20 protein-coding genes and 3 pseudogenes are annotated in these 17,524 nt (G+C 63.7%); 13 read left to right on the forward strand and 10 right to left on the reverse strand.

Annotation, left to right across the window (positions count from 1 at the left end):
• Positions 1-68 precede the first annotated feature (68 nt).
• The 3 genes from FE811_RS15840 to FE811_RS15850 are packed head-to-tail and all read left to right on the forward strand — an operon-like array spanning position 69 to position 3,015.
• On the forward strand, positions 69-1,034 hold the full coding sequence (locus tag FE811_RS15840) for a tripartite tricarboxylate transporter substrate-binding protein (RefSeq protein ID WP_036759420.1): 966 nt from the start codon (positions 69-71) through the stop codon (positions 1,032-1,034).
• Positions 1,035-1,090: 56 nt separating this feature from the next.
• Complete coding sequence (locus FE811_RS15845; RefSeq protein ID WP_140848087.1) at positions 1,091-2,032, forward strand: hydroxyacid dehydrogenase; 942 nt, start codon at positions 1,091-1,093, stop codon at positions 2,030-2,032.
• On the forward strand, positions 2,029-3,015 hold the full coding sequence (locus tag FE811_RS15850; RefSeq protein WP_140848088.1) for an Ldh family oxidoreductase: 987 nt from the start codon (positions 2,029-2,031) through the stop codon (positions 3,013-3,015). Before FE811_RS15845 ends, FE811_RS15850 begins: the two co-directional genes overlap by 4 nt.
• 287 nt (positions 3,016-3,302) lie before the next feature.
• On the opposite strand, the pseudogene FE811_RS15855 reads toward FE811_RS15850, so the two are convergent.
• Positions 3,303-3,470 (reverse strand): annotated as a pseudogene (locus FE811_RS15855) (aldehyde dehydrogenase family protein); the annotation flags it as partial.
• Positions 3,471-3,800: 330 nt separating this feature from the next.
• Between FE811_RS15855 and FE811_RS15860 the strand changes: the two are divergent.
• Together FE811_RS15860 and FE811_RS15865 are read left to right on the forward strand one after the other, a co-directional pair.
• The gene (locus FE811_RS15860) at positions 3,801-4,712 is read left to right on the forward strand and encodes a LysR family transcriptional regulator (RefSeq protein ID WP_072463789.1); all 912 of its coding nucleotides are present in this window, start codon (positions 3,801-3,803) and stop codon (positions 4,710-4,712) included.
• A gap of 244 nt (positions 4,713-4,956) precedes the next feature.
• The gene (locus FE811_RS15865) at positions 4,957-5,700 is read left to right on the forward strand and encodes a sulfite exporter TauE/SafE family protein (protein WP_140848090.1); all 744 of its coding nucleotides are present in this window, start codon (positions 4,957-4,959) and stop codon (positions 5,698-5,700) included.
• A 46-nt stretch (positions 5,701-5,746) separates the two neighbouring features.
• Here the strand turns inward: FE811_RS15865 and FE811_RS15870 are convergent, their stop codons facing one another.
• The 8 genes from FE811_RS15870 to FE811_RS15905 are packed head-to-tail and all read right to left on the reverse strand — an operon-like array spanning position 5,747 to position 11,902.
• Positions 5,747-6,061, reverse strand: a complete 315-nt coding sequence (locus tag FE811_RS15870; RefSeq protein WP_072463787.1) for an NIPSNAP family protein — start codon at positions 6,059-6,061, stop codon at positions 5,747-5,749.
• 27 nt (positions 6,062-6,088) lie between these two features.
• Complete coding sequence (locus FE811_RS15875) at positions 6,089-7,096, reverse strand: YeiH family protein (protein WP_072463786.1); 1,008 nt, start codon at positions 7,094-7,096, stop codon at positions 6,089-6,091.
• Positions 7,093-7,761, reverse strand: a complete 669-nt coding sequence (locus FE811_RS15880) for a fumarate hydratase C-terminal domain-containing protein (protein ID WP_036759411.1) — start codon at positions 7,759-7,761, stop codon at positions 7,093-7,095. Before FE811_RS15880 ends, FE811_RS15875 begins: the two co-directional genes overlap by 4 nt.
• Entirely contained in the window at positions 7,758-8,714 is a 957-nt protein-coding gene (locus tag FE811_RS15885; RefSeq protein ID WP_114536183.1) for a fumarate hydratase, read from the reverse strand. The genes FE811_RS15880 and FE811_RS15885 overlap by 4 nt, the downstream gene beginning before the upstream one ends.
• 40 nt (positions 8,715-8,754) lie before the next feature.
• Positions 8,755-10,518, reverse strand: coding sequence for an L-aspartate oxidase (locus FE811_RS15890; RefSeq protein ID WP_140848092.1), 1,764 nt, complete (start codon positions 10,516-10,518; stop codon positions 8,755-8,757).
• Positions 10,519-10,521: 3 nt separating this feature from the next.
• The gene (gene sdhC / locus FE811_RS15895; RefSeq protein ID WP_140848093.1) at positions 10,522-10,863 is read right to left on the reverse strand and encodes a succinate dehydrogenase, cytochrome b556 subunit; all 342 of its coding nucleotides are present in this window, start codon (positions 10,861-10,863) and stop codon (positions 10,522-10,524) included.
• Positions 10,863-11,195: a succinate dehydrogenase gene (locus tag FE811_RS15900; RefSeq protein WP_036759444.1), complete on the reverse strand. Its 333-nt coding sequence runs from the start codon at positions 11,193-11,195 to the stop codon at positions 10,863-10,865. The genes sdhC and FE811_RS15900 overlap by 1 nt, the downstream gene beginning before the upstream one ends.
• The gene (locus FE811_RS15905) at positions 11,195-11,902 is read right to left on the reverse strand and encodes a succinate dehydrogenase/fumarate reductase iron-sulfur subunit (protein WP_140848095.1); all 708 of its coding nucleotides are present in this window, start codon (positions 11,900-11,902) and stop codon (positions 11,195-11,197) included. Before FE811_RS15905 ends, FE811_RS15900 begins: the two co-directional genes overlap by 1 nt.
• 609 nt (positions 11,903-12,511) lie before the next feature.
• Between FE811_RS15905 and FE811_RS15910 the strand changes: the two genes are divergently transcribed.
• From FE811_RS15910 to FE811_RS15940, 8 genes and pseudogenes are all read left to right on the forward strand, one after another.
• Positions 12,512-13,282: an ABC transporter ATP-binding protein gene (locus tag FE811_RS15910; RefSeq protein ID WP_036759405.1), complete on the forward strand. Its 771-nt coding sequence runs from the start codon at positions 12,512-12,514 to the stop codon at positions 13,280-13,282.
• On the forward strand, positions 13,275-14,177 hold the full coding sequence (locus tag FE811_RS15915; protein WP_255469749.1) for an ABC transporter permease: 903 nt from the start codon (positions 13,275-13,277) through the stop codon (positions 14,175-14,177). Before FE811_RS15910 ends, FE811_RS15915 begins: the two co-directional genes overlap by 8 nt.
• A 76-nt stretch (positions 14,178-14,253) precedes the next feature.
• On the forward strand, positions 14,254-15,258 hold the full coding sequence (locus FE811_RS15920; protein WP_036759403.1) for an ABC transporter substrate-binding protein: 1,005 nt from the start codon (positions 14,254-14,256) through the stop codon (positions 15,256-15,258).
• Between the two features lie 218 nt (positions 15,259-15,476).
• Positions 15,477-15,890, forward strand: coding sequence for a LysR family transcriptional regulator (locus FE811_RS15925; RefSeq protein WP_140848096.1), 414 nt, complete (start codon positions 15,477-15,479; stop codon positions 15,888-15,890).
• Between the two features lie 48 nt (positions 15,891-15,938).
• Positions 15,939-16,392 (forward strand): annotated as a pseudogene (locus FE811_RS15930) (ATPase, T2SS/T4P/T4SS family); the annotation flags it as partial.
• The gene (locus FE811_RS15935; RefSeq protein WP_140848098.1) at positions 16,389-16,721 is read left to right on the forward strand and encodes a TrbC/VirB2 family protein; all 333 of its coding nucleotides are present in this window, start codon (positions 16,389-16,391) and stop codon (positions 16,719-16,721) included. The pseudogene FE811_RS15930 and the gene FE811_RS15935, both read left to right, overlap by 4 nt.
• Positions 16,721-16,880 (forward strand): annotated as a pseudogene (locus FE811_RS27925) (conjugal transfer protein); the annotation flags it as partial. The gene FE811_RS15935 and the pseudogene FE811_RS27925, both read left to right, overlap by 1 nt.
• Positions 16,869-17,051: a hypothetical protein gene (locus tag FE811_RS15940; protein WP_140848100.1), complete on the forward strand. Its 183-nt coding sequence runs from the start codon at positions 16,869-16,871 to the stop codon at positions 17,049-17,051. The pseudogene FE811_RS27925 and the gene FE811_RS15940, both read left to right, overlap by 12 nt.
• On the opposite strand, the gene FE811_RS15945 is transcribed toward FE811_RS15940, so the two are convergent.
• Positions 17,002-17,298: a 2Fe-2S iron-sulfur cluster-binding protein gene (locus tag FE811_RS15945; RefSeq protein ID WP_219848891.1), complete on the reverse strand. Its 297-nt coding sequence runs from the start codon at positions 17,296-17,298 to the stop codon at positions 17,002-17,004. The two genes, FE811_RS15940 and FE811_RS15945, sit on opposite strands and share 50 nt — an antisense overlap.
• Between the last annotated feature and the right edge of the window lie 226 nt (positions 17,299-17,524).

Here is a 17,524-nt window from a genome sequence, read left to right on the forward strand (position 1 = left end):
AGCAAGACGGCACAGAGGTGCCGGCCGCTCCGGGGAGGAGCGGGAGCAACAACATGGGAGGAATATCCATGCGAAATTTTCTGCGTGTGCTTGTCTCGACCGCAGCTACGTTCGCGGCGGGGATGGTAGGGGCGCAAACCTATCCTGAACGTCCCGTCAACTTGGTCGTGCCTTTCGCTGCGGGCGGGCCAAGCGACGCCATCGCGCGTCTGGTCGGCCAGTCGATGTCGGGAACGCTGGGCCAGCAACTGGTGGTCGAAAGCGTAGGCGGTGCCGGCGGCACTCTTGGCGCAGCACGCGTGGCCCGTGCCGATCCGGACGGCTATACGCTGCTGATCGCGCATGTCTCACTGGCGGCGGGCGAGACCCTCTATCCCAACCTGACCTATGACACCGCGACGGCTTTCGCCCCGATCGGGATGATCAATCAAGGTCCGATGGTCCTGCTGGCCCGTAAGGATTTCGACGCCCCCGACGCCGCCACCCTGATCCAACGGATGAAGGAAGGCGGCGAGGATATTTCCGTGGGCCATGCCGGCGTCGGATCGAACTCGCATCTCTGCGCGGTGCTGCTGCAAAATGCGATGGACGCCAAGTTCACGCTTGCCGCCTATCAGGGCACCGGGCCGGCGATGAACGATCTGATGGCTGGCAGCATCGACGTGATGTGCGACCAGTCCACAACCGCGATCCCGCAGCTCGAAGGCGGCACGGTCAAAGGCTACGCCGTCACCTCGGCCGATCGGCTGGAGGCATTGAAGGATCTGCCCGCCTTGCAGGAACTGGGTCTGGACGGATTCGACTTCACCATCTGGCACGGGCTTTACGCACCCGCCGGCACGCCGCCCGAGATCGTCGAAACGCTGAACGCCGCGTTGCAGGTCGCCCTCGACGACCAGAAAATTGTGGACCGCTTCGCCGCGGTTGGCACCGCACCTTTCCCTACCGATCAACGCAGCCCCGCTGCCCATGACGAAAAGCTGCAGGCCGAGATCGCGACATGGCAACGGGTTCTGGGCAACCAGGCCGAATAAACCCGACCGGGCGGGAAAACCGCCTGGTCCCTATCTGCTCTTGTTGAGGAACCACTATGATAGTCATTACGGAATTCATGGACGAGGCCGCCGTTCGCGAAGGCCTTTCCGGTCGGGATGTGGTTTATGACCCCATGCTCGTCGACAGGCCCGACGAACTGGCGGGCCATCTGGCCCATGCCCGCGCGCTGATCGTGCGCAACCGCACGCAGGTCCGCCCGGCCTTGCTGGATCTTGCACCCCATCTGCACGTTGTCGGCCGCCTGGGCGTCGGGCTGGACAATATCGACATGGAAGCCTGCAAGGCGCGAGGAATCGCGGTCTGCCCCGCCATGGGCGCGAACGACGATTCGGTGGCAGAATATGTCATCGGCACTGCCATGCTGCTGTTGCGGGGGGCCTATCGCGCGAATGCCGATCTGGTAGCCGGAACATGGCCGCGCAACCGCCTGACCGGGCGCGAGATTTCCGGCAAGGTGCTGGGCCTGATCGGCTTTGGCAGCATCGCACGGGCGACGGCTCAGCGGGCCGTAGCTCTTGGCATGACGGTGGTGGCTTATGATCCCTTCCTGACGGCCGACAGCCCGGTCTGGACCCAGAGCTGGGGCAAGGTCACACCGCTGTCCCTTGATGACCTGCTGGCCGGATCGGACGTGGTCTCGCTACATGTGCCGCTGACCGCGGACACCCGGCGAATGATCGATGCGGCGGCGATTTCGCGCATGCGCAACGACGCGATCCTGATCAATGCGGCGCGCGGCGACGTCGTGGACGAGGCCGCGACCGTCGCCGCGCTGAAAAGCGGAACGCTTGGCGGTGCCGCCCTCGACGTGTTCGAGACCGAGCCGCTGAGCGCCGAGGCAGGCGCAGCCTTCGCCGACGTGCCCAACCTGGTGCTGACACCCCATATCGCCGGCGTCACGGTGGAATCGAACGACCGGGTTTCGTGGCTGACGGTCAGGAATGTCCTCGACCATCTGGAGCGGGAACAGGCATGACGAAAGCATCCATTGCACAGGCGCAGGCCGCCGTTGCCGCCGCCCTCCGGGACGAGGGGGTTGCCGAACAAGCGGCCCTGTCCGTAGCATGTGCCCTGGTCGGGGCCGAGGCCGACGGGCTGAAGGGCCACGGATTGTCGCGCCTGCCCAGCTATCTCTCGCAGGTGCGCAGCGGCAAGATCGACCCCAGCGCCGTCCCTGTGGCCGAGCGCGTCGCGACCTCGGTCTTGCGCATCGACGCCGCCCATGGCTTCGCCTATCCGGCCCTCGATCTTGCGGTCGAGCAGCTTCCCGCCATCGCACGGGAAACCGGCATCGCCGCCGCCTCGATCCATCGCTCGCATCATTGCGGGGCAGCTGGGCTCGTGGTCGAGCGGCTGGCCGAACAAGGACTGGCGGCCCTGCTGTTCGCCAATACCCCTGCAGCCATCGCGCCATGGGGCGGCACCACCGCCTTGTTCGGCACCAATCCCATTGCCTTCGCCTGCCCACGCACAAACGGCGCACCGATCGTCATCGATATGTCGCTCTCCAAGGTGGCGCGCGGCAATATCATGGCGGCCAAGCAAAAGGGCACGCCGATCCCCGAGGGCTGGGCGCTTGATGCCCAGGGCCAGCCGACCACCGATCCGGTCGCAGCGCTGGCGGGAACCATGCTGCCGCTTGGCGATGCCAAGGGCACGGCACTGGCGCTGATGGTCGAACTGCTGGCGGCGGGGCTGACGGGGGCGCAATACGCGGCCAACGCCTCGTCTTTCCTCGACGACCAGGGCGGGCCACCCTCCACGGGGCAGTTGATCATCACCCTCAACCCCCGGGTTCTGGGTGGATCGAGCACGCTGAGCCATGTCGAGCACCTGGCCGCCGCCATTGCAGCGCAGAAAAACGCCCGCATCCCCGGCTCGCGACGCATTGCTCAACGCCGGAAAGCCGCCGCCGAAGGGATCGAACTGCCCGAGACGCTGCTGTCCAGAATCGCGTGAATCAAATCGCATGGCTCCGGCAAGGAGCCATACGACAACCAGCATTGCCTGCACGAACGATCGGGGACCCGCGATTTGACTTGCAGGCCCCGATGAAAATGGAAGGCGGGCGCGCCTTGCCTCGGGTTTGCGCTCGCCAACGGTCTCTCTGCGGTTCCCGTGACGTGGAAGCGAGCAGCATCTTGATGTGAGAATCTGGCGAGCCTTCGGTGCTCCCACGCCCGTTCCATGTAACCGCCTGGCAGCGAAGGCCCACCCGCATGACCCTTTCCGTCTTGCTCATCCTGTCATTGCTGGTGGGCCTCGGCGAACCATTCGACACAGGCGGCGCTGATGTCGATTTCCACACGTGATTCCGCCAGCGGCTTGCCCTGTTCCAGGGTCAGGATCTGCGCCAACCCCTCGCGCTCTTGCAGGATCAGCGCGTGCCAGCGCTTCAGGATCTGCGCCCGCTGTGCGGCGGTGCGGGCAGATCATTCGGTGAAGGCCGTTGCGGCAGCCTCGCGCGTCAGTCGCGGCACGTCACCGATATGCTCGCCCGTCGCGGGGCAGGTGACGGCGATGCTTGCACCGGCCGACGAGCTACGCCACGCCCCCGTGAAACAGGCCTGCTGCCGCAAAGCGCGGGTCGTTTGAAAAGCGCCCCCCATCGGTTCCCTCTTGCTGGCTGCTGAATGAGCTTGCATCCCCTGCCTGATCTGAAGTGAAAGTATATCTAAATCAAATAAAATTATGATTGCATTAAATGTAAGCATAACTATTGTTGTTTGGCATGGAGGGCCGCCATGTCCATACGAATACTTAGAACACTCATCGCCGTCGCCGATCACGGCACCTTCAGCGCCGCGGCAGATGCGGTTTTCGTCACACATGCCGCCGTCAGCCAGCAGATGCGCGCGCTGGAGGCGGAATGGCAGGTCGCGGTCTTCGATCGCTCGAAACGCACCCCGGAACTAACCCCGATCGGGCGGGCGCTGCTGGCCAAGGCGCGCGAGGTGGTGCGCGCCTATGACGACATCGTGCCGTCGGTTCTGGGCGACGATGGCCTCAAAGGCGATTTCAACTTGGGCGCGGTGCCGACGACGCTGATCGGGTTGGTGCCCTTTGCCACCGCCATGCTGAAAACGAAATGCCCGGAACTGCACGTGGGGCTGTTCCCTGGCCTGTCCATCCCGCTGATCCACCAAGTCGAGCGAAACGCACTTGATGGCGCGCTGATCTCCAAGCCCGACATGCTGCCGCGTGAGTTGATCTGGCATCCCATCGCCTCCGAGGAACTGGTCCTGATCTGTTCCGAACAGATCAAGGACGACGACCCGGTCAGGATCCTGAATGAAAACCCTTTCATCCGGTTCACCCGCGATGCCGTGGTGGGCTCGATCATCGAGAAATGGCTGCTATCCAACAATATCGCCGCCAAGGACAGCATGGAACTGGCTGGGCTTGAGGCGATCTACAGCATGGCGCTGGCCGGGCTCGGGGTCTCGATCGTTCCCGAATCCTGCGTCAGGATCGCCAATCCGCCTCCCTTGCGGCGCATCCCGCTGGCGCCCAAAGACGCGCCCATGCGGCACCTAGGTCTGGTGCAGCGCAAAGACAGCACCAAGAACCGCGTCCTGGGCGAGATCGCCCGCGCGATGGAGCGCGCCGTCGAGGTGGGTATCTTCTCGCCCGAGACGATCGCCCGGATCTCGTGACGTACCGCAAGGGAAGGTTGCACTTGCATTGCCGCTGCGGGGCGCGCATCTTAAGTATATGTAAATAATATAAGATTTTATTTACATGACTGTAAGAAGAAATTGTGGCTGGCCGCCGCATCGACCCGAAAGCAATCATGACCGATCATCTATCACCTGTCCGGATCACCCCGAATGGCCTCACCCGCCCTGCCTTGAAAGGCAGCGCGATTTCACCCGCATATCCGGCAAGGACGCCGACCCCATGACGACAGGCTTCATCATGGCGCTTCTTGCCGGAGCATTCGCCGGCGGGTTCATCAACGGCCTGGCGGGATTCGGCACGGCCCTGCTGTCCCTGGGATTTTGGTTGCAGATCATGCCGCCGCCACAGGCGGTGGCCATTGTTGTGGTCATGTCGGTGGTGAGCGGCTTGCAGGGGCTGTGGATCACCCGGCGCGAGATCCGCGACCGCCCAGGCCGGCTGGCACGCTTTCTCGCGCCGGGGCTGATCGGGCTGCCCTTGGGGGTGAGCTTGCTGAGCGTGATCAGCGCGCCGGTGTTGAAGCTGGTAATCGCCGGCTTCATGATCACCTATGGCGGTTTCTTCACGCTGCGCCGTTCACTGCCCCGTTTCGAACGACCGACGCCCCTGATTGACGTCGGCATCGGCTTTACGGGGGGCGTCCTGGGCGGCGCGGCATCCCTGTCGGGGGCACTGCCGACGATGTGGTGCGCCATGCGCCCCTGGCCCAAAGGCGAGACCCGCGCGGTGCTACAGCCCTATAACGTCGGTATCCTGGGTATGGCCGTCGCGCTTTTTGCCCTGCAGGGCCTCTACGACCGCGAAACCCTGCTGTTGATCGCGATGGCTCTGCCGACCACCATCATCGGCGCTCAGCTCGGCATCAGGCTGTTTCACCACCTGAACGACACCCAGTTTCGCCGGTTGCTGATCGGGGTGATGTTCGCCTCGGGCGTGGCGCTTGCCCTGCGCGAACTCATGTGAAAAGGGGCCGGCGAATGTTGCCGGCCCCCTTTTCCAGTCCGGAAGTTCAGGCTTGCTTGAAAAAGGGCGCCGGGATCAAGATCTTGTTCTCGATGTGATCGACCAGCGGGCGCATCTGAACGGCATAGGCCTGCCATTCCTCCGACGCTTGCAACGCCTTGCGACGCTCCCAACGGTCGTCCATGCTGTCATAGCCCCACATATGCACGATCTGGTTCAGCGGACCGATGTCGGTGAAGTAATAGCCCACCATGTTGCCAAGGATGCGGGTCTGCACCGCCAGTCCCTCTTCTTCATAGAGCTTGAGGAATTTGGGCACATTGCCGTTCTTCAGCGTATAGGTCCGCATGTCGATGAACATCGCGATCTTCCTTCAGTCAGGTTTGGTTCAGAAATGAAGCAGGTGGATGGTGACCAGCGCGAAGACAGCCAGCAGCACGGTCAGGCAGCAGACGATGCCGATCGCGGTGCCGCCGACCTCGCCCAGCTTTTTCAGCGAGGTTTTCATTCCGAGCGCGGCGATGGCGGTGACCAGGCACCAACGGGACAGTTCAAGCAACAACGCCGTCACTTCGGGCGGGATGAGCTTGGCGCTGCCGATCAGCACCAGCGCGGCAAAGCCGATCACGAAGAAAGGAATCGGCAGCGACTGGCCGGGCGCGCGGCTTTTGCCAAACAATAGCGAGATTGTGACGACGACCGGGACCAGCAGCGCGACGCGCAGCAGCTTGACGAAGGTGGCGGTCGCCCCGGTCTCGTCTGAGACGGAATAGCCGGCGCCAACGACCTGTGCCACGTCGTGGATGGTGGCTCCGAAAAAGACCCCCATCGCATGTTCGGACATGCCGAGTGCCGCACCGACCATCGGATAGACGATCATCGCCAGTGTTGACAGCGCGGTGACGGCAATGACCGTGAAGATGGTGTCGCGCTCGTGATTGGGATCGTCCTTGGGGAGCACCGACGAGATCGCCAGAGCCGCCGAGGCACCGCAAATCGCAACCGCACCGCCCGTCAGCAGGCCGAAGGACAGCGAGCGGCCGAACAGTCGGGACAAGATCACGCCCGCAGCGATGGTCAGCCCGACGCCGGCAAAGGTAATGAAGACGACACCCAGCCCCGCTGCTGCGATCTGCTGAACCGTGATACCGAGGCCCAGCAGAGCGACACCGAAACGCAGAAGCTTCTTTGCGGCGAACTCGATGCCAGCCGCGGTCGAGGAGTCCGGTTCAGCCAAAAAAGTGAAGGCCATGCCGAGCAGCAGGGCCATAAGCATGATCGGCGCGCCATAGTGATCCGAGAGGAAGCGTGCGGCCAGCGCTACCGTGACAGCCGAGAGAATGCCGGGGAACAGCAGCCGCGCTATGGATGGCGTAGCAAGAGCAAACTGCTTCATCCGATGAGTTCGTCCCGGCGGTCATCGGTCTCGCCGAACCGCTTCAGGACGGCAGGCTTGGTGCCTTCGTAGACGCGCTCCAGGTTCTCGGCGATCTTGGCGTTCTCGCGTTCGAACAGGCAGTTGCCTTCCAGGTCCGAGGCCACCAGGAACGGCCCCATCCGGTTGCAGCGGATCACCCACATCGCCTGGGCCAGGCCGAGTTCCTCATTCCAGTGCACGGCCTCGACATTCTCGACCCCGCGGCCCAGAAGCGCGCCGGTGCCGTAACCCACGGTGGACAGGTAGATGGCACCGTTCGGGACGAAATATTCCTTGTAGTCCCTGGACGACATGCCGCCCTTGCCGATGATCAGCTTGGCGCCGGTCTTGGCCATCCACTCGGGCAGCCATTTGGCAAAGCGGAAGCTGGCCGTGGCGGTGACGGCGCCCATGTCGAAGCTGCCATCCTCGCGGATGGTCGCGGCGGGCGAGCAGTGGAAATTCGCCGCGCTCTGCGACGGCAGTTCCATCGGGATGTTCGCCTTGTCCTCCAGCGCGCGCATATAGACGCCTTCGCGCGCAGTATACATCAGCCCGTTCAGATAGACGATGTCGCCCATGCGCAGCGCGGCGATCTCCTCGGGCGTGGGGGTGGTGGACAGGATGACTTCACGCGGTTTCATTCGGCGGCCTCCATTGCCATATCCCAGCCCACGGTCTCGCGGCGTTGATAGGGGGTGAACCAGTCGGGATCGGTGCGATGCTCGACCCGCCCGTCGGGATAAATGCGGGCCACGGCGCGGCGCGAGGACAGGCAGAAGGCATGGACCGACATCTGCATGCCGCCGGTATGGCAGTAGCCGACCTCGATATGGGTATCGATCACCATGTTCTTGCCGACAAAGCCCATCGCCCCCATGCCGATGGAATTGCCGAGTTCCTTGAATTCTTCCTCCAGCGCAGCGATGCGCGGATCGCTGTTGCGGTCGCCCACCGTGCGCAGGCAGGCGGCGCGCTTGCCCAGCACCATGCAGGTATCCTTGCAGCCACCGAGCCCGATGCCGATGATCGCCGGCTGGCAGGCCAGCCCGCGCTTGCCGAAGGCCACCAGGCTGTCGAGATAGAACCGCTTGATGCCCTGGATCCCATCCGAGGGGAACAGCATCCGGTAATCGGTGCCGAACAGCCCACCCTTGTGGACGGTGATCAGGTCGATCCATTCGCCGCCGGGCTCATAGCCATATTCGATCTCGGGCGCGCCGATGCCGACATTGTTGTTGTGGTCGGTGCGCCACAGCGGATGCACCCGGTTCGGCCGCAGAGGCACGCCGTTCGTGGCGTTGGCGGTGGCACGGCGCAGCGCCTCCTCGAGTGCGATGGGACCACCCTCGATGCGGGTGTCGTTGCCCATCTTGACATACCAGCGCGGTGTTCCGGTGTCGCCGCACATCGCGCGGCGGTCCTGCTTGGCAGCCTCGTAATTCTCCAGCATCGCCTGCAGGACGAAGGACGACAGGTCGCCGTCCTCGGTCTTTGCGGCGGCCTTCAGGCCCTGCAGGTAATCGTCGGGTATCTCGATGGCGGCCTTGGCCATGAGATCCTCGGCGGTGGATTGGATCAGGTTGATCGGTATCACGTCAGCTTCCTCCTGTGCCGGGACGCGCGCCCGGCCCCTCTCACTGGGTTGCAACGAGCGTTTCGGGTTCATGCGCGGGCAGGATCGTTTCCCCAGGGCGGACGATGGTGAACTGCACCTGTTCGCGGCTCAGCGTCAGGTCGTCGCCCTTTTTCCGCGCGAGAGTGAAATACGAGGTCTCAAGATCGCCGCTTTCGGGGAAATCCTCGCGGAAATGCGCGCCGCGCGAGTTCTCGCGCAACTCGCCCGCCCGCGCGATGATCTCGGACACCTCGACCAGCGAGGCCAGGTTCAGCCAGTCGTGCCAGGTCAGGTTGAAGGCCAGGTTCGCCGGATCGACCCCGGTCTGCATCAGCTCGTCGCGGATCTCGGCGATGCGCTTCTGGCCACGTTGCAGGCCGGCGCCGGTGCGCATGACGCCCACATCCTCCCACATCGCCTCCTGCAGCTTGTGGCGCAGCGGCTGGATCGGCGCCGCCGTGCGCGAGAACGGATGGCTGGCGCGTTCGACCTCGGCCGCCAGCACGGTCTCGTCGGGATCGCGCAGCGCGCCCATGCGGCGAATGTCGGCGCCCATCACGTCGCCGGCGATGCCGCCGAAGACGGTCGAGTTCGCCACGCCATTGCCGCCCAGACGGTTCGAGCCATGCGCGCCGCCGGCATCCTCGCCCGCGACATAAAGCCCCTCCATCTCGGTGCGTGTATCGGGATCAACGACAACGCCGCCCATGAAGTAATGCGCGGTCGGCACCACCTCGACCTTGCCCGCGGCCAGGTCAAAGCCGCTGTCGGCGCAGCGCTTGACCATGCCTGCGAATTTCTTGCGCACGTTCTCGGGGCCGAGGTGGCTCATGGAAATGAACATGCCGACTTGCGCAGGATCGTTGTTCTTGCGCATCTCGGCATAGATACCGCGGCTGACCACGTCGCGCGTGGCCCGCTCGCCGCGTGCGTCATAGTCGAACATGAAGCGGTCGCCACGGGCATTCAGCAGCTGACCGCCGGCGCCGCGCAAGCCTTCTTCAAGCACCGTGCCAGTCATCCGGGTATGGTCGCCCGCCAGCAGGCCCGTGGGGTGGAACTGCACCATCTCCATGTCGCGCAGCGGCAGGCCGATGCGCAGCGCCATGGCCAGGCCGTCCATGGTCTTGTCGCCCGAGGGTGTGTGATACTTGTACATGGTCGGGCCGCCGCCGGTGCCCATCATCACGCATTTGGCGCGCACGAAGCGGAACCGGCCTGTCCGCATGTCGATGAACAGCACCCCCGCCAGCGAGGCCCCGTCCGCGGTCGGGATCAGCCCGATGGCGCGGTGTTCCTGCAGCTTGCGGATCGGGCGGGCCAGCACCTGCTCCATCAGCCGGCTGATGATCTCGATGCCGGTCAGGTCGCCCTTGTGGACGGTGCGGTCGGCGGTCTGGCCAGCAAAAGCCTTTTGATGCAGTGTGCCGTCGGGATTGCGGTCGAAGAAGCAGCCGATCTCGTTTTCCAACTCGCGGATGCGGACGACGGCTTGCTCGCATAGCCGCCAGGCCATGTCCTGGTTTGGCAACCACTTGCCGCCGTTGATCGTGTCCATGAAATGCCGCTCGACCGTATCGCCGCCGCCAAGCGCGACGTTATAGCCGCCCTGCACCATGCGCGTGCAGCCGCATTTGCCGACCAGCCCCTTGACGGCCAGCGTGATCCGCGTGCCCGGCGGCGCGCTTTGCTGGGCATGCAGCGCCGCGAACAGCCCCGCTCCGCCCGAACCGAGGATCAGGATGTCGGTTTCGTCCCGTTCGATGTCGAATGTCGCAGCCATGGTTCACACCGCCCGCAGCAGAAAGGTTCCGGAGATCAGGAAGGCGCCGGCAATCGTTGCCGCCGCGAGGCTTTTCTGCCGCGGCGACCAGGGCAGGAACTCCAGCGCCAGCAGGCGCAGCCCGCCGAAGAAATGTGCAGCCAACAGGAAGACCAGCCCGAATTCCGCGAATTTCACCAGCGGGTTGTCGGCGAAGCTCAGGAAGCGGTCCAGCTGCTGCGGCCGCGTCAGCGCCAGCGACAGCACATAGAAATGCGCGGGCAGGAACAGGGCCAGCGCCAGCCCCGACAGCCGGTGCAGCATATAGGCCAGCCAGAGCGGGTGTTTGCGATGCGGCTTCATCATCACAGCATCGTCACGGCCGAAACGGCGCGCGCGCCCATGAACAGAAGGACGATCCCGACGCCCCAGGTGAATATCTCAAGAAGGCGGCCCCGCAATCCGGTCGTCTCATGCAGGATGACGCGCAGGCCGATTGCCGCGTGGATGGATACCGCGACGACGAAGGCACCATAGAACAGGAACCAGGCGATGCTTCCCTGCGTGCGCGACAGGATCTCCGCGCTGCTGAGGCCGCCCTGGATGGCGTAGATCATGACGGCGAGATGCCCCAGCACCAGCGGCCCCATGACCATCGCGCTCAGCCGCTGCGCCATGTAGTAATGAAGATTGAGCATCATCCCCTCCCCTTCAGGAACGACCGCGCGGCGGCGCGCTTGAGCCCGGCGATGGCACTCAGCGGATCGAGTTCGTTCGGGCAGAAGCGCGTGCAGCTGCCCTGCGAATGGCAGTTCGTGCAGCCGCCCCGCCCGGTCACGGTGTCGAGGACGGCCTGCCGGTCCTCCACCTTCACGTCGTTATACAGCGTCCAGGCGCGTTGCAGCGCCGCCGGGCCGAGGTAATCGGGATTGCCCGCGACCGTATCGCAGGAGGCATAGCAGACCGCACAGTTGATGCATTCGATCGCGGTATTCGCGACGACGCGGCCGGGCTCCTCCGGGCTGACCTCCTGAATCGGTTCGGCGCGGCTGCGGCTGGGCTTGTGAACGCCGCCGGCCTTCACCCATTTGTCGAAGAACGGATCCATGTCCGCCGCCAGATCCTTGATCACCGGCAGGTTCCGCAGCGGACCGATCTGCAGCTTGCCATCCGCCAGCACACGCTTGACATGGGTCCGGCAGGTCCAGCGCGGCTGGCCGTTGACCATCATCGCGCAGGATCCGCACATGCCCACGCGGCAGGCATAGCGATAGGTCAGGGACGGATCGACGGTCTGCTGAATCCAGCTGACGACATCGAGTACGGTCTGATTGTCCTGGGCTGGCACCGAGAAGGTCTCGTAGGCGCCCTGATCTCCCGATCCGCGCCAGACCGAAACCTCCATTGTCTTTGTAATCTCGCTCACAGCACACCTGTTGGCTCGTCTCGTGCTGTCACCGTATACTCGATATTATCTAACATAAAGGAACTAATACTAAATAGTTATGTAAGTAAAATTTATGATCTGATGCGAGCCGCCATGAAATGCGCGCGCCGGCGCCCGCGAAATCAACCAATCCACACAGCAAAACAGGTCGCAGACGACGACAGACGGGCTCCGCGGCAAGTTGTTCCTGTTGACCAGCACCCTGCCCCGCAGCGGAACCGAAAGGGAGCAGGATAGATGACTGCCCCTACCCCGATACCGCCATCAACCAGTTGTCAGGTAAGGATAATCCTTGTTCCTCACCTGCCGGCGCAGGGATCTATGGTAAATTTACCTTTCATTATATATAAGAATTAATGGTTTTGTGGCAGTAAAATTTTCACATAGAGTGCTCCCACGAGGTGGCCCATGTGCTGACCGGCGCTATGCGCTGTCTCAGGGGCGCCGCCTGACCTGCAAGGAGGAATGCAGGAACCGCTATCGACCCCATTCCCCTCTTTCCGGGGGAGCAGCCAGCATCAGGGCGACCCGTATCGGGCCGCGTGCCAGAAACCGCAGGGAGGAGACATGCAGCAACAGGATCCGCTGCTTGCCGTTCGTGGCGTCACAATTCAGTACAAGACGCCACATCATCTGATCACGGCAACCTATCGCGTCAGCTTCGATGTCCATCAGGGTGACCGTTTCATCCTGCTCGGGCCGTCGGGCTGCGGGAAGTCCACACTTCAGAAGGCCGTCGGCGGCTATATCACCCCCACCGAGGGCGAAATGACGCTGAAGGGCCGCAAGATCACCCAGCCCGGCCCCGACCGGATGATGGTGTTCCAGGAATTCGACCAGCTTCTGCCGTGGAAGACGGTCAAGCAGAACGTCGCCTTCGCCTTGCAGAACGCCAAGGGCATGCCGCGCCGTCAGGCCGAGGAAAAGGCGATGGAATATGTCGAGAAGGTGGGCCTGGGCAAATTCGCCAACAGCCATCCGCACATGCTGTCGGGCGGGATGAAGCAGCGCGTCGCCATCGCGCGGGGCATGGCAATGGAGCCCGACATCCTGCTGATGGACGAACCCTTCGCCGCGCTGGACGCCCTGACCCGGCGCAAGATGCAGGACGAGTTGCTGAAGCTCTGGGACGATACCCGCTTCACCGTGCTGTTCGTCACCCATTCCATCGCCGAGGCGATCAAGGTCGGCAGCCGCATCCTGCTGCTGTCTCCGCATCCGGGCCGGGTCAAGGCCGAGCTGAACAGCACCACGGATCCGAAAGAGGCCGCCGAGCTGGAGCGCCATATCCACCAGATGCTTTTCGCCCACGAACCCGAGGAGGTGGAACATGCCTGAAGCAACCGCCCGCGTCATGCCCCATCGCCCCGGCGCCGCCACCGACCGCCCCGAGATCTATCACGACGAGGTCGAGGGGGGCGAACTGGATATCGTCGAACAGCCGCTCTCGCTTTTCCAGACGCTCTATGGCGAGCCGTGGCTGCGCAAGCTGTTCATCCTGGTCGTGCTGGCCTGCATCTGGGAAATCTACGGCCGGATTCTGAACAACGACCTGCTGTTCCCGACCTTCACGGCCACGGCCGGCGCCTTCTTGAGCTCGCTAATGAACGGCACCCTGCCCGCGGCGGCGTGGGTGTCGGTCAAGGTCCTGCTGACCGGCTATGTCATCGGCATTGCGCTGGCCGCCGCGCTGACCGCGCTGGCGATGGCATCGCGGATCGGGACGGACTTCCTCGAAACCATGACCTCGATGTTCAACCCGCTGCCGGCCATCGCGCTCTTGCCGCTGGCGCTGATCTGGTTCGGGCTCGGCAATGCCAGTCTGGTCTTCGTGCTGGTTCATTCGGTCACCTGGGCCATCGCGCTGAACACCCATTCCGGCTTTCTGGGCGTCAGCAGGACGCTGAAGATGGTCGGCCGGAACTACGGTCTGAAAGGCTTCGGCTTCATCACGAAGATCCTGATCCCGGCCGCCTTCCCCAGCATCCTCACCGGGCTGAAGATCGGCTGGGCCTTCGCCTGGCGGACGCTGATCGCGGCCGAGCTGGTGTTCGGCGTCAGCTCCGGCTCGGGCGGTCTCGGCTGGTTCATCTTCGAGAACAAGAACCTGCTGGACATCCCCAAGGTCTTCGCCGGCCTGCTGACCGTCATCGTCATCGGCCTGATCGTGGAGAACCTGATCTTCCGCACCGTCGAGCGCTACACCATCCAGCGCTGGGGCGTGCAGCACTGACATCGAACAGCCGCCTGCCCCGAAAGGGGCGAGCTTTTCACGGACAGGGAATCCGTAGCTTCAGGGAGAGAGAGACATGAAACACTTCAAGCTGGCCGCCGCGCTTGGCACAGCCATCTCGGTTTTCGGGGCATTGCCGTCGGTCGCCGAGACCGTCAATGTCCGGCTGGCCCGGCAGTTCGGCATCGGCTACATGCCGCTGACTCTGGTGCAGGAACAGGGCCTGCTGGAAAAGCACGCGAAAGAGGCCGGCGTGGATGTCACCACCGAATGGCTTCGCTTCACCGGCGGTTCGGGCATGAACGAGGCACTGCTGTCGGGCAATCTGGATATCGCTGCAGGCGGCACCACGCCGATGCTGACGATCTGGGCGCGGACGCAGAACAACCTGACGATCAAGGGCGTGGCCGCCCTGTCATCGATGCCGCTGCATCTTGTCACCACCGATCCCGAGATCGAATCGATCGCCGATTTCTCGCAAGGCGACAAGATCGCCCTGCCCGCGGTCAAGACCTCGATCCAAGCCATCACCCTGCAGATGGCGGCCGAGAAATATCTGGGCGAAGGCAAGCATGCCGACCTCGATACCTACACGGTCTCGATGGGCCATCCCGATGCGCAACTCACCCTTCTGGGCGGCCAGTCCGAGATCAACGCCCATTTCGGCTCACCACCCTTCCAGAACCAGGAGGTGAAGGATGGGCAGGCCCGCAAGATTCTCGACAGCTACGACGTCCTGGACGGCCCCCACACCTTCACGGTCCTCTGGGCCAAGAACGATTTCGTCGAGAAGAACCCCCAGGTCGTCGGAGCGCTCATGGCCGCGCTTGAGGAAAGCATCGCCTTCATCAAGGAAAACCCCGAAGAGGCTGCGCAGATCTGGGCCGGGGCCGAGAGCACGAACCTGACCCAGGAAGAGATCGTCGCCCTGATCCAGGATCCGCAGACCAAATGGACGACCACGCCCGAGCGCCTGCTGCCCTATGTGAACTTCATGGCGCGGGTCGGGCTGATCGCCAGCGATACCGACGACTGGCGCGACCTGTTCTTCGACACGGTCCATGACCGCGACGGAAGCTGACTTTTCTTTTGTGTGCATCGTAAGGGGAATGCTGAGGCGGTCTATTTCCTGGATAGTCAGTACTGTGTTCGATCAGCGGGCGCTGCTGCGCCCGCTAAAGCCTTTTTCTACCTGGCTCTAAGCCAGAAATCCTCAGACCAAGTGTCGCTTCCATCAGCCCAGTTCCGTGGAGCTTGCAGTCCAGAACGATCTATTGCGCCCATCGCACGAGGCTCATTATGCCTGACATCGCCCTCGATCTCCGCTTTCTCCACTATGCGATCCTCGTCGCGCGCCTCGGCAGCTTCAGCGCGGCGGCCGAGAATCTCGATCTATCGTACACAACCGTCAACCGCCGCGTCAGCCTCCTGGGGCGAAGGCGGTGTTTCCAGCTCTTCGAGCGCGACGCGACTGGAGCCCACCTCACCCCTGCCGGATCCAGGTTCGTGGAGGATGCCAAGCGCGGAATGACCACGCTCCTTCGGGCGGTCGACAGCGCCCGGACCTTCAAGAAGGGCGCAACCGGAATTCTGCGCATCGGCATCATGACCTCCCTGTCCGGCGGGTTCCTTGCCGAATTGCCTAACACCTTCCATGCGAAGTACCCGGAGGTCAGGTCGAAATCAGCGAGGTCACCTCGGAGTCAGGCGTAACAGGGGTGCTCTGGGGGCATCTCGACCTGGCATTTCTTCCGCGGACGGATCATCGAGGACACCCGCGAACTGCAATGCGCTGCGCCCAACCTTGTCGCCATGCGCACCAAGGATGGTGTCGCTACGCTGTCCGACCTGGTCCGGTCCTCGCTGCGCCTGCGCCCCGACCGCATCCCGATCGGCGAGGTGCGCGGTGCCGAGGCCCTCGACCTGCTCAAAGCCTGGACGACCGGCCATCCGGCGGCATCGGCACCATCCATGCCGGATCCGGGATCGGCGCATTGCGGCGGCTCGAACAGCTGATCCAGGAGGCCGTCGTCACCGTGCCGCGCGCCCTGATCGCCGAGACCATCGATCTTATCGCCGTGCTTGCCGGCCGTGGTGCATCCCGCCGCTGGTCGAACTCGCCCGCGTGGAAGGCCTCGGCCCGGATGGCGACTACCGCATCGCCTCCGTCATTCCCGATACCGACACGACAGAAAACACTGGAGAACCAGAATGATCCGTCCTGCCCTGCACCTCCACCATCGCACCGCGACGGCCGCGACCGCTGCCTATGTCAGTCTGTTCATCGCTCCGGCCGCACATGCTGCCGGTTCCTCGATGCCCTGGGAAGCGCCGCTGCAATCTATCCTCGATTCGGTCGAAGGACCGGTGGCGAAGATCGTGGCAGTGATCATCATCATCGTCACCGGGCTGACCCTGGCCTTCGGGGACACAGGCGGCGGCTTCCGGCGCCTGATCCAGATCGTCTTCGGCATCTCCATTGCCTTCGCGGACTCCGGCGTCTTCCTGTCCTTCTTCAGCTTCGGCGGCGGGGCGCTGGTGTGATGTCTGCCGGGCTGGAACAACTGGACGCGGTTCCAGGCTTCTCGGTCCCGGTGCATCGCGCCCTGACCGAGCCGATCCTGCTCGGCGGGGCGCCCCGGAGCGTCGCCATCCTCCAGCGCCACGCTGGCCGGGGCTGTCGGCCTCGGGTTGCAGCTTTGGTCGGCCTATGTCACCGCGACGATCACCGTCTGGGACGAAAACGCCCGCGTCGCCGATGAGAAGCTGCGTCTGGTCGAAAAGATCGTTCAGGGCCGGGATTTCACCGCCATGATCGAGACGATCAACGCCGTCGATGCCTGGCTCGGCTCTGGTCGGGCACCAGATCCTTGATCACCGGCAGGTTGGCCAGCGGAAAGATCGTCGCGGGTTGGGCCAGATCAGCCATGGCGCGGGTGCAAGCGGTCCAATTCGTGCCATCGATCGTCATGGCGCATGACCCGCAAACGCCCTCGCGGCACGAACGCCGGAAAGTCAGCGTCGGGTCGATCCTGTTTTTCATCCAGATCAGCGCGTCGAGCAGCATCGGCTCGCAATCGTCCAGATCGACGCGGAACGTATCCAGCCGCGGGCCGGCCATGCCGTCGGGATCGAAGCGATAGATGCGCAGCGTTGCGATCCGCGTGGCGCCCTCCGGCGCGGGCCAGGATTTCCCCTCGGCGATGCGCGAATGCGCCGCCACACCCAGATTGCGCGGGACCGGAAAGCGCCGTGGCCACTTCAGACGCGGCACTCGTCCGAGCGATCGACGATCATGGCCCCTCGCCTTGTGGGCGGGATGTCCGGGGCTGTACGTCGATGGTGAT

This window comes from Paracoccus sp. FO-3, from assembly GCF_006386455.1.
Lineage (GTDB): Bacteria > Pseudomonadota > Alphaproteobacteria > Rhodobacterales > Rhodobacteraceae > Paracoccus > Paracoccus versutus.

Coding starts and splice junctions, on each gene's coding strand:
- FE811_RS15870 (WP_072463787.1), bottom strand. CDS start 6,061: ATGTTCATCGACATGCGGACCTATACGCTGAAGAACGGCAATGTGCCC.
- FE811_RS15845 (WP_140848087.1), top strand. CDS start 1,091: ATGATAGTCATTACGGAATTCATGGACGAGGCCGCCGTTCGCGAAGGC.
- FE811_RS15915 (WP_255469749.1), top strand. CDS start 13,275: ATGCCTGAAGCAACCGCCCGCGTCATGCCCCATCGCCCCGGCGCCGCC.
- FE811_RS15925 (WP_140848096.1), top strand. CDS start 15,477: ATGCCTGACATCGCCCTCGATCTCCGCTTTCTCCACTATGCGATCCTC.
- FE811_RS15860 (WP_072463789.1), top strand. CDS start 3,801: ATGTCCATACGAATACTTAGAACACTCATCGCCGTCGCCGATCACGGC.
- FE811_RS15875 (WP_072463786.1), bottom strand. CDS start 7,096: ATGAAGCAGTTTGCTCTTGCTACGCCATCCATAGCGCGGCTGCTGTTC.
- FE811_RS15880 (WP_036759411.1), bottom strand. CDS start 7,761: ATGAAACCGCGTGAAGTCATCCTGTCCACCACCCCCACGCCCGAGGAG.
- FE811_RS15920 (WP_036759403.1), top strand. CDS start 14,254: ATGAAACACTTCAAGCTGGCCGCCGCGCTTGGCACAGCCATCTCGGTT.
- FE811_RS15935 (WP_140848098.1), top strand. CDS start 16,389: ATGATCCGTCCTGCCCTGCACCTCCACCATCGCACCGCGACGGCCGCG.
- sdhC (WP_140848093.1), bottom strand. CDS start 10,863: ATGATGAAGCCGCATCGCAAACACCCGCTCTGGCTGGCCTATATGCTG.
- FE811_RS15945 (WP_219848891.1), bottom strand. CDS start 17,298: ATGGCCGGCCCGCGGCTGGATACGTTCCGCGTCGATCTGGACGATTGC.
- FE811_RS15910 (WP_036759405.1), top strand. CDS start 12,512: ATGCAGCAACAGGATCCGCTGCTTGCCGTTCGTGGCGTCACAATTCAG.
- FE811_RS15900 (WP_036759444.1), bottom strand. CDS start 11,195: ATGCTCAATCTTCATTACTACATGGCGCAGCGGCTGAGCGCGATGGTC.
- FE811_RS15840 (WP_036759420.1), top strand. CDS start 69: ATGCGAAATTTTCTGCGTGTGCTTGTCTCGACCGCAGCTACGTTCGCG.
- FE811_RS15890 (WP_140848092.1), bottom strand. CDS start 10,518: ATGGCTGCGACATTCGACATCGAACGGGACGAAACCGACATCCTGATC.
- FE811_RS15905 (WP_140848095.1), bottom strand. CDS start 11,902: ATGGAGGTTTCGGTCTGGCGCGGATCGGGAGATCAGGGCGCCTACGAG.
- FE811_RS15865 (WP_140848090.1), top strand. CDS start 4,957: ATGACGACAGGCTTCATCATGGCGCTTCTTGCCGGAGCATTCGCCGGC.
- FE811_RS15850 (WP_140848088.1), top strand. CDS start 2,029: ATGACGAAAGCATCCATTGCACAGGCGCAGGCCGCCGTTGCCGCCGCC.